Origin of the sequence: Pseudooceanicola lipolyticus (assembly GCF_002786325.1) — a bacterium.
Taxonomy (GTDB): domain Bacteria; phylum Pseudomonadota; class Alphaproteobacteria; order Rhodobacterales; family Rhodobacteraceae; genus Pseudooceanicola_C; species Pseudooceanicola_C lipolyticus.
The window spans coordinates 1-2343 of sequence record NZ_PGTB01000299.1 but is presented as its reverse complement, the minus strand read 5'-3'; the positions used below and the strand labels follow the sequence as shown (position 1 = coordinate 2343).

The 2343-nt window shown below is 65.4% G+C and carries 3 protein-coding genes; 1 reads left to right on the top strand and 2 read right to left on the bottom strand.

Annotated elements, in window-relative coordinates:
- Nucleotides 1–100: 100 nt before the first annotated feature.
- On the bottom strand, nt 101–1108 hold the full coding sequence (moaA, locus tag CVM52_RS25240) for a GTP 3',8-cyclase MoaA (RefSeq protein WP_100165011.1): 1008 nt from the start codon (nt 1106–1108) through the stop codon (nt 101–103).
- 39 nt (nt 1109–1147) lie between these two features.
- Nucleotides 1148–1606 (bottom strand): Lrp/AsnC family transcriptional regulator, encoded by a 459-nt coding sequence (locus CVM52_RS25235; protein ID WP_100165010.1) that lies wholly within the window; start codon nt 1604–1606, stop codon nt 1148–1150.
- A gap of 152 nt (nt 1607–1758) precedes the next feature.
- On the opposite strand from CVM52_RS25235, the gene CVM52_RS25230 reads away from it, so the two are divergent.
- Nucleotides 1759–2343, top strand: a 585-nt coding sequence (locus CVM52_RS25230) for a Glu/Leu/Phe/Val dehydrogenase dimerization domain-containing protein (RefSeq protein ID WP_133119995.1), incomplete at its 3' end; no start/stop codon positions are given.

Here is a 2343-nt window from a genome sequence, read left to right as displayed (position 1 = left end):
AGCTTGCGCGTGACGCTGCGCCGGGCCAGCGGCAAAGCCGCGCGCGTCACGCAGCGATAAAACCGGAACAGCGCGGTAGGCGCGCCCTGCGCCGCGGGCATCAGCCGCCCGTGTGGCTCATGTGGCGCGGCATCTGGCCGTCCAGGCGCTGCCGCGAATAGTCGAAATCATGGCCCTTGGGTTTCAACGAGATCGCCGCGCGGATGGCTTCCTGCAGCGGGCGGTCGTCCTCGGGCCAGGCGCGCAGCGGCGCGCGCAGGTCGGCCATGTCCTCTTGTCCGAGGCACATATAGAGTTCGCCGGTGCAGGTCAGTCGCACCCGGTTGCAGCTTTCGCAGAAGTTATGGGACAGCGGCGTGATGAACCCGATCTTTTGCCCGGTCTCTTCCAGCCGCACATACCGTGCCGGCCCGCCGGTGCGCTCGGCCAGGTCGGTGACGCTATACTGCGCTTGGTATTGCGCGCGCACGTCTTTCAGCGACCAGTATTGGCCCAGCCGGTTCTCGTTGCCGATATCGCCCATTGGCATGACCTCGATCCAGGTCAGGTCCATGCCGCGCTCGGCGCACCATTCGGTGATCCGGGGCAGTTCGTCCTCGTTGAAGCCCTTCAGCGCGACGGCGTTGATCTTGATGCGCAGCCCGGCCTTCTGCGCCGCGTCGATGCCATTCAGCACCTGCGGCAGCCGGCCCCAGCGGGTGATCGCCGCGAATTTGTCCTCGTCCAGCGTGTCCAGCGAGACATTGATCCGCCGCACCCCCGCCGCCGCCAGGTCATCGGCGAAACGCGCCAGCTGCGACCCGTTGGTGGTCACCGTCAGTTCCTTCAGCGCGCCGGACTCCAGGTGCCGGGTCATCGCGTTGAAGAAGGTCATGATGCCCTTGCGCACCAGCGGTTCGCCCCCGGTGATGCGCAGCTTTTCCACGCCCAGACCGACAAAGGTGGTACACATGCGGTCCAGCTCTTCCAGGGTCAGCAGTTCTTTCTTGGGCAGGAAGGTCATGTTCTCCGCCATGCAATAAACACAGCGGAAATCGCACCGGTCGGTGACGGAGACGCGCAGATAGGTGATGGCGCGCGCAAAGGGATCGATCAGCGGGGCAGTCATGAGATGTAGGTAAAGCGTTGCCTGCCCTGCGGCAAGGGATCATCCGGAATCGGGCAGCGTTTCGCGGCGCACCATCGTGCGCAAGGCGAAGTTCGAGCGCATGTTGCGGATGCCCGGCACCCGCATCAGCCGGTTTTCCAGGAAGGTGTCGAAGGCGGCCAGGTCGGCGGCCACCACCCGCAGCAGGATATCGCGCGATCCGGTCATGAGATAACACTCCATCACCTCGTCGCAGCGGGTGATCTCGCGTTCGAAGGCGTCGACCGCGCCGCGGTCCTGCTTTTCCAGTTCGACCGAGACGAAGATCGTCACCGGCAGACCCAGCTGTGCCGGATCGACCCGCGCGCCATACCCGGTGATGACGCCCTCGGCCTGCAGCCGCTCCAGCCGCCTTGCGCAGGGCGTGGCCGACAGGCCGACGGCCTCGGCCAGGTCGGCGATCCGCATGCGCCCGTCCCCTTGCAAAAGCCGTACGATTTTGCGGTCGATCTGATCCATGCAGGTTTTCACCAAAATGCTACGCCAATACGTCAGAAATCACTATCACAATGCGGGTGCGCAGGCAATTTTGGTGAGAAGCGTTTCAACTTCTGTGGCATAATTCCGGCATCGGTATGAGCAAAGAGTTACCAGCGTTCCGAGGGTAAAACATGCGGATTTCCACCATCAAAACCACCACGCACGAAGAGGTCGTGCGCGTCGAAGCGGCCGAGTGCGGGTTGCTGGGTTTCATCGCCATTCATTCCACCCGGCTTGGCCCCGCCGCGGGCGGGCTGCGGATGCGCCCCTATCCGGATGAGGCGGCGGCGCTTGAGGATGTGCTGCGCCTGTCGCGCGGCATGACCTACAAGAATGCCGCTGCCGGTCTGCCCCTGGGCGGCGGCAAGGCGGTGATCATCGGCGATCCGGCACAGCTGAAATCGCCCGCGTTGCTGGCGGCTTTCGCGCAGGCGATCGAAGGGCTGGGCGGCCGGTACTGGACGGCCGAGGATATGGGCATGACCCCCGCCGATATGGCCCAGGTCGCCACCGCGACCCGCTTTGTCGCCGGTCTGCCCGACGGGCCCTTTGCCAGCGGCGATCCCTCGCCGGTCACCGCGCGCGGCATTTTCAACGGCATCCGCACCACCGCGCGGCATCGCTTTGGCGCGCCCGACCTGGCCGGCCGCACCGTGGCGGTGCAGGGGCTGGGCCATGTCGGCGAAAACCGGTGCGCGCTGCTACATGGCGACGGC